The following is a 5,947-nucleotide window of genomic DNA, read 5'->3' on the forward strand; positions in this document are numbered from 1 at the left end:
ATTCTCGTACAGGCGGGACCGGATCCTCGTACGGTCGGGGCGGGCGGTGCTCGGCGGTCCGTGCGCGCGTGGCCGCGCACCGTCGCCCGTGCGGCGCCTGGGACAGGGGGAGCGCCCCGTGCTCCCCCGTGCGCCGGTGGCTCGCTCCGTGGCGCGCGTCCCTCGTGAAGGTGAGTTGAGACCTCTTCGAGACCTGGCGCATCAGTCAGACCCCGGCGAGACGATCAGCGGATACTGTCCATACAGCGCTCAACTCCCTGTCTTTCCATGGTCATTGAGCGCCGCAAGCCTTGCAGAAACGTGCCTGTCAACGACTGCATATGCACCCGCGCTACCCACCCCCATGAGCCCTACTATCGGCTCGCCATGACAGCAGCAGGTAAACACCAGGTGAGCCGAGCGGAGACCGCCCGCCGGGGTAACCGGCAGACCCGAGCGGGCATCAGAGATGTCGCCGCCGCCGCCGGTGTCTCCATCACGACTGTCTCCGACGCCCTCAACGGCAAGGGTCGTCTGCCCGACGCCACCCGACGCCATGTCCGCGAGGTCGCCGAGCGGCTGGGCTATCGCCCCTCCGCCGCGGCCCGCACCCTCCGTACGGGTAAGTCGGGCCTCATCGGCCTGACCGTGACCACGTATGGGGATGAACCTTTCACCTTCACCGAATTCGCCTATTTCGCGGAGATGGCCAGAGCCGCCACCTCCGCCGCCCTCGCCCGGGGCTACGCCCTGGTCATCCTCCCCGCCACCTCCCGCCGCAGCCCCGTCGACGTGTGGTCGAACGTCGCACTCGACGGAACGGTCGTCGTCGACCCCTCCGACCACGATCCAGTGGTCAGCGAGCTGGTCAGGCAAGGCCTCCCGGTGGTCTCCGACGGCCGCCCGGCGGGCTCCCTGCCGGTCACCGCCTGGGTCGACAACGACCACGAGGCAGCGGTCCTCGAAATCCTCGACCACCTCGCGGCCGCCGGCGCCCGCCGGATCGGCCTGCTCACGGGCACCACCACGGACACCTACACACATCTGTCCACGACGGCCTACCTGAACTGGTGCGAGCGCGTCGGCCAGGACCCGGTCTACGAGTCCTACCCCGCCCACGACCCGTGCGCGGGCGCGGTCGCCGCCGACCGGCTGCTCGCCAGGCCCGACCGGCCCGACGCCGTCTACGGCCTCTTCGACCCCAACGGCACCGACCTCCTCGCCGCCGCCCGGCGGTACGGCCTGCGGGTCCCCGACGACCTGCTGCTCGTCTGCTGCAGCGAGTCCACGGTCTACGCCACCACCGAGCCGCCGATCACCACGCTCTCGCTCAAGCCCCGGCGCATCGGGACGGCCGTCGTGCAGCTCCTCATCGACGCGATCGAGGGACTGGACTCGGGCGGGCCCGTCGAGCAGGTGATACCGACCGAATTGATCGTACGCACCTCGTCCGAGCGACGTCCGCCCCGCACGACGGTCAGCCCGCCACGCTCATCCGGCTCGGGCTGATCCCGGAGATTTACCGGGCAGGGGCTGGTGAGCGGCCCGCCACCAACAGGGAAACCTCTGCCCAATTCGGGAGAAAACCGCGGTGAACCCGGGTCAAGGACCGATTCACCACCCCTGGTGCACCACACAGCGGGAGCCGCATTCCTATGATGGGCGGACGACACCGCGGGCCGCTGCGACCAGGCAGTCCGTTCTCGGTGCAGATGCGGCGCAATGGTGGTGGAGGGGTCGATGACTCAGGGGGCCGGTCAGGGACCCGATGTGCGGACGGCGACGCTGCGCGACTTCCGCGTACCGGCGTACGTCCATGAGACGACCGGGCCCGCCGAGGTGAGCCCTGGAGCACCCGGCGATCCGGTCGCCGACGGGTATACGCCCACCCAGCGCGACCTGCCCGTCATCAATCGGGGGGACACCGTGCAGGTGCAGGTCATGCCGGAGCCCCCGCAGCCGCGGGCGAGCGAGGAGCACGGCCCGCTGTTCGTCGTGGGCGACGTGCACGGGTACCTCGACGAGCTGATGGCCGCGCTCCAGGAGCAGGGCCTCGTCGACGCCGAGGGAAGCTGGTCCGCGGGCAACGCGCGCCTGTGGTTCCTCGGCGACTTCACCGACCGGGGTCCCGACGGCATCGGGGTCATCGACCTCGTGATGCGCCTCTCCGCCGAGGCCGCCGCCGCCGGGGGCTACTGCAAGGCGCTCCTCGGCAACCACGAGCTGCTGCTGCTCGGCGCCAGGCGCTTCGGCGACACGCCGGTCAATTCCGGCGCGGGCACCGCCACCTTCCAGGCCGCGTGGCTGCTCAACGGGGGCCAGAAGACGGACATGGAGCGCCTGGAGGACCACCACCTCCAGTGGATGGCCCGCCTGGACGCGATGGAGGAGGCCGACGGACATCTCCTCATGCACTCCGACACGACCGCCTACTTGGACTACGGCGACTCGATCGAGGCAGTGAACGACACCGTCCGCGAGACCCTGACGCGCAATGACGCCGACGAGTGCTGGGACCTCTTCCGGAAGTTCACCAAGCGCTTCGCCTTCCGCGACGAGTCGGGGCCCTCCGCCGTGCGCGAGCTCCTCGACATGTACGGCGGCACACGCGTCGTCCACGGCCACAGCCCCATCCCCTACCTCCTGGGTGACGTCGGCTCCGAGGACGAGTCGGACGGCGGAGGCCCCGTCATCGAGGGTCCTCATGTGTACGCCGACGGCCTGGCCATCGCCATGGACGGCGGAGTGACCATGGCCGGAAAGCTGCTGGTCTGCCAACTCCCGCTGGGCGTTTAGCCCTTCTACGAACAGGCCCCTCTTTACAGGATCACACCCTGCAGAGAGGCAATTTCCGGAAACCCCCTGTCACCGCGTGCCGTCACGGCTCTACCATCGGCTTATCCGTAGCAGGCTCCCCTCCGTTTCTGCCCAACGGCTCGCAGCCATGCGAGTCTCAGCCCTACGGAGCATCGGGGGATGCACATGAACAGCGCTCCACACCTGCTCAATGAGGACCGCCCCGAGTACGAGCGGATCCTCGACGAGGCGCTGCGCACCGCACCGGACCGTCCGGAACTCGCCGCAGTGGGCCAGCGGCTCAACACCGAACAGCTGCGCACCATGGCCCTGAACGCGACAGCTCTGATCACGGCCGCGGCCGCGGTCGAGTACGCGCACTACGTGAAGGTCCGCGAGGAGTTGCGCGAACCTCGACCGTCTTCCGCGTCGATCCGCGAAGGGAGTGGACACACCGCCGCGGAGTCGGGCTCCGGCGGCGTCGGACTCGCCACCACGATGGGCGAGCTGGCCGAACCCGCGGCGGTCGGAGCCGGGGCGGTCGCCGTCGTGGCGGTCCTCGCACCCGTGCTCGCGGGGACGGCCGCCGCGATCTTCCTGCTCGTCGGCTACATCCTGAAGATGCTCAACCCCGAGCCCGCCTTCGCGGACACCCTGCTCACGGCAGGCTGGCTGTTCGGCGCGCTCACCGCGGGGGGCATCCTGGTCGCCGCAGGGGGGCTGCTCCTGACCGCCCTGCGCAACGGCTCCACCTCGCTCCAGGCGAGTCTCCACGGCGAACAGCATCTGGAGGTCTCCCAGGCCAGGGAGGTCTGGGGCCGGGCGCTCCTGGAGCGGGGCATCGTGCCGTTCCTCCGGGAGGCGCTGCTGGAGCCGGGCCCGGCCCCGGCTCACCGGGCGCCGTCACAGGGGCCCGGGGCCACCAACAACCGCATGCCGCAACTGGGCTACGACAGGCCGGGATTCACCAGCCCGGACGGCGGCTCGACCGCCGGCTCGCGGCCGAGCTACTCAAGTCCCGACTTCTCGAGCCCGGACTTCGGCGGGCCCGACCACAAGCCGGAGTAGCCGGACCGGAGCACGGCACCGCTTCGTGGCCCCGCCACCGACGAGTGACGGGGCCACGGACCTCAGTCGGCGATCGGCAGATAGACCCGGTTGCCCGCCGCGGCGAACTCCTTGGACTTCTGCTCCATGCCGGCCGCGATCTCGTCCTGCTCGGAGGCACCGCCGTGCTGCCGCCGGATGTCCTGCGAGATCTTCATGGAGCAGAACTTCGGCCCGCACATCGAGCAGAAGTGCGCCGTCTTCGCGGGCTCGGCGGGCAGCGTCTCGTCGTGGAACTCCCGCGCCGTGACCGGGTCCAGCGCGAGGTTGAACTGGTCCTCCCAGCGGAACTCGAAGCGGGCGTCCGAGAGCGCGTCGTCCCAGTCCTGCGCGCCCGGGTGGCCCTTGGCGAGGTCCGCCGCGTGCGCCGCGATCTTGTACGTGATGACGCCGGTCTTGACGTCGTCGCGGTTGGGCAGGCCCAGGTGCTCCTTGGGTGTGACGTAACAGAGCATCGCCGTGCCCCACCAGCCGATCATCGCGGCGCCGATGCCGGAGGTGATGTGGTCGTACGCGGGAGCGATGTCGGTGGTCAGCGGACCGAGGGTGTAGAACGGCGCCTCCTCGCAGATCTCCTGCTGGAGGTCGATGTTCTCCTTGATCTTGTGCATCGGGACGTGACCGGGGCCCTCGATCATCGTCTGCACGTTGAAACGCTTGGCGATCGTGTTGAGTTCCCCGAGGGTCCGCAACTCCGCGAACTGCGCCTCGTCGTTGGCGTCCGCGATCGACCCGGGCCGCAGGCCGTCGCCGAGCGAGTACGTCACGTCGTACGCCGCGAGGATCTCGCAGAGCTCCTCGAAGTGCTCGTAGAGGAAGCTCTCCTTGTGGTGCGCGAGGCACCAGGCGGCCATGATCGATCCGCCGCGCGAGACGATGCCGGTCTTGCGGTTGGCGGTCAGCGGAACATACGGAAGGCGCACGCCCGCGTGCACCGTCATGTAGTCCACGCCCTGCTCGGCCTGCTCGATGACCGTGTCCTTGTAGATCTCCCAGGTCAGCGCCTCGGCCTGACCGTCGACCTTCTCCAGGGCCTGGTAGAGCGGCACGGTGCCGATGGGCACGGGGGAGTTGCGCAGGACCCACTCGCGGGTGGTGTGGATGTTGCGGCCGGTGGACAGGTCCATGACCGTGTCGGCGCCCCACTTGGTCGCCCAGGTCATCTTGTCCACCTCCTCCTCGATGGAGGAGGTGACCGCGGAGTTGCCGATGTTGGCGTTCACCTTCACCAGGAACTTCTTGCCGATGATCATCGGCTCGATCTCCGGGTGGTTCACGTTGGCGGGAATCACCGCGCGGCCCGCGGCGACCTCCTCGCGAACGGTCTCGGGGTCCATGTTCTCGCGGATCGCGATGAACTCCATCTCCGGCGTGATCTCACCGCGCCGGGCGTACGCGAGCTGCGTCACCGCCTGACCCTGGCGGCCCCTGCGCGGCTGCCGGGGGCGGCCGGGGAAGACCGCGTCGAGGTTCTTGAGCCCACCGCGCGGCGAGGTGTGCTTGATGCCGTCGTCCTCCGGACGGGGCGGACGGCCCGTGTACTCCTCGGTGTCGCCGCGGGCGATGATCCAGTTCTCCCGCAGCGGCGGCAGCCCGCGGCGGACGTCGGTCTGGGCGGACGGATCGGTGTACGGCCCCGAGGTGTCGTACAGGGTGACGGCCTTGCCGTTGGTCAGGTGCACCTGACGGACCGGCACCCGCAGGTCGGGGCGCGAGCCCTCGACATACGCCTTGTGCCAGCCGATGGACTTCCCGGCCTCGTCGCGTTCGTTCCAGGGCTGTTCCTGGCTCTGGTTCCGCGCCGAGGCAGGCGTGCGTGCGTCCGATGTGGTCATGAGACCTACTCCCTACGCCGGCATTACCCGGTAACAGGTTCGGCGGTCGACGCAGCGAATTCCGTACGGCTCGTGCACGTTTCGTGCCGCTTCGTACGGAGGTCAGCGCCCTCTCAGCCCGGTGCTCCGAGCTCCCGCGATTGCAAAGGTGGCTCCACGCTAGCGTCATATCGGGCGCGCTGAACAGAGGGCCCCCTCCGTTCTTGCGATGATCGGGCCGTGACCACCAC

General features: G+C 69.4%; 4 protein-coding genes. 3 read left to right on the forward strand and 1 reads right to left on the reverse strand.

Going from position 1 to position 5,947, the window contains the following annotated elements; all coding sequences use genetic code 11:
• The first annotated feature begins 366 nt into the window (after positions 1–366).
• The 3 genes from AB8Z36_RS25310 (at position 367) to AB8Z36_RS25320 (ending at position 3,843) form a co-directional block, all read left to right on the forward strand.
• Positions 367–1,488 (forward strand): LacI family DNA-binding transcriptional regulator, encoded by a 1,122-nt coding sequence (locus AB8Z36_RS25310; RefSeq protein ID WP_369215682.1) that lies wholly within the window; start codon positions 367–369, stop codon positions 1,486–1,488.
• Between the two features lie 216 nt (positions 1,489–1,704).
• On the forward strand, positions 1,705–2,775 hold the full coding sequence (locus tag AB8Z36_RS25315) for a metallophosphoesterase (RefSeq protein WP_440581991.1): 1,071 nt from the start codon (positions 1,705–1,707) through the stop codon (positions 2,773–2,775).
• 180 nt (positions 2,776–2,955) lie between these two features.
• Positions 2,956–3,843 carry a hypothetical protein gene (locus tag AB8Z36_RS25320; protein WP_369215684.1) on the forward strand — a complete coding sequence of 296 codons (888 nt, stop codon included), beginning with the start codon at positions 2,956–2,958 and terminating at the stop codon, positions 3,841–3,843.
• Positions 3,844–3,905: 62 nt separating this feature from the next.
• On the opposite strand, the gene thiC is transcribed toward AB8Z36_RS25320, so the two are convergent.
• On the reverse strand, positions 3,906–5,717 hold the full coding sequence (gene thiC, locus AB8Z36_RS25325) for a phosphomethylpyrimidine synthase ThiC (RefSeq protein WP_369215685.1): 1,812 nt from the start codon (positions 5,715–5,717) through the stop codon (positions 3,906–3,908).
• Positions 5,718–5,947 lie beyond the last annotated feature (230 nt).

Origin of the sequence: Streptomyces flavofungini (genome assembly GCF_041028215.1) — a bacterium.
In the GTDB taxonomy this organism is placed as follows: Bacteria; Actinomycetota; Actinomycetes; order Streptomycetales; family Streptomycetaceae; genus Streptomyces; species Streptomyces flavofungini_B.

Bases quoted from the DNA above. Each gene is read 5' to 3' on its own strand.
- AB8Z36_RS25310 (WP_369215682.1), top strand. From the start codon at position 367: ATGACAGCAGCAGGTAAACACCAGGTGAGCCGAGCGGAGACCGCCCGC.
- AB8Z36_RS25320 (WP_369215684.1), top strand. From the start codon at position 2,956: ATGCACATGAACAGCGCTCCACACCTGCTCAATGAGGACCGCCCCGAG.
- thiC (WP_369215685.1), bottom strand. From the start codon at position 5,717: ATGACCACATCGGACGCACGCACGCCTGCCTCGGCGCGGAACCAGAGC.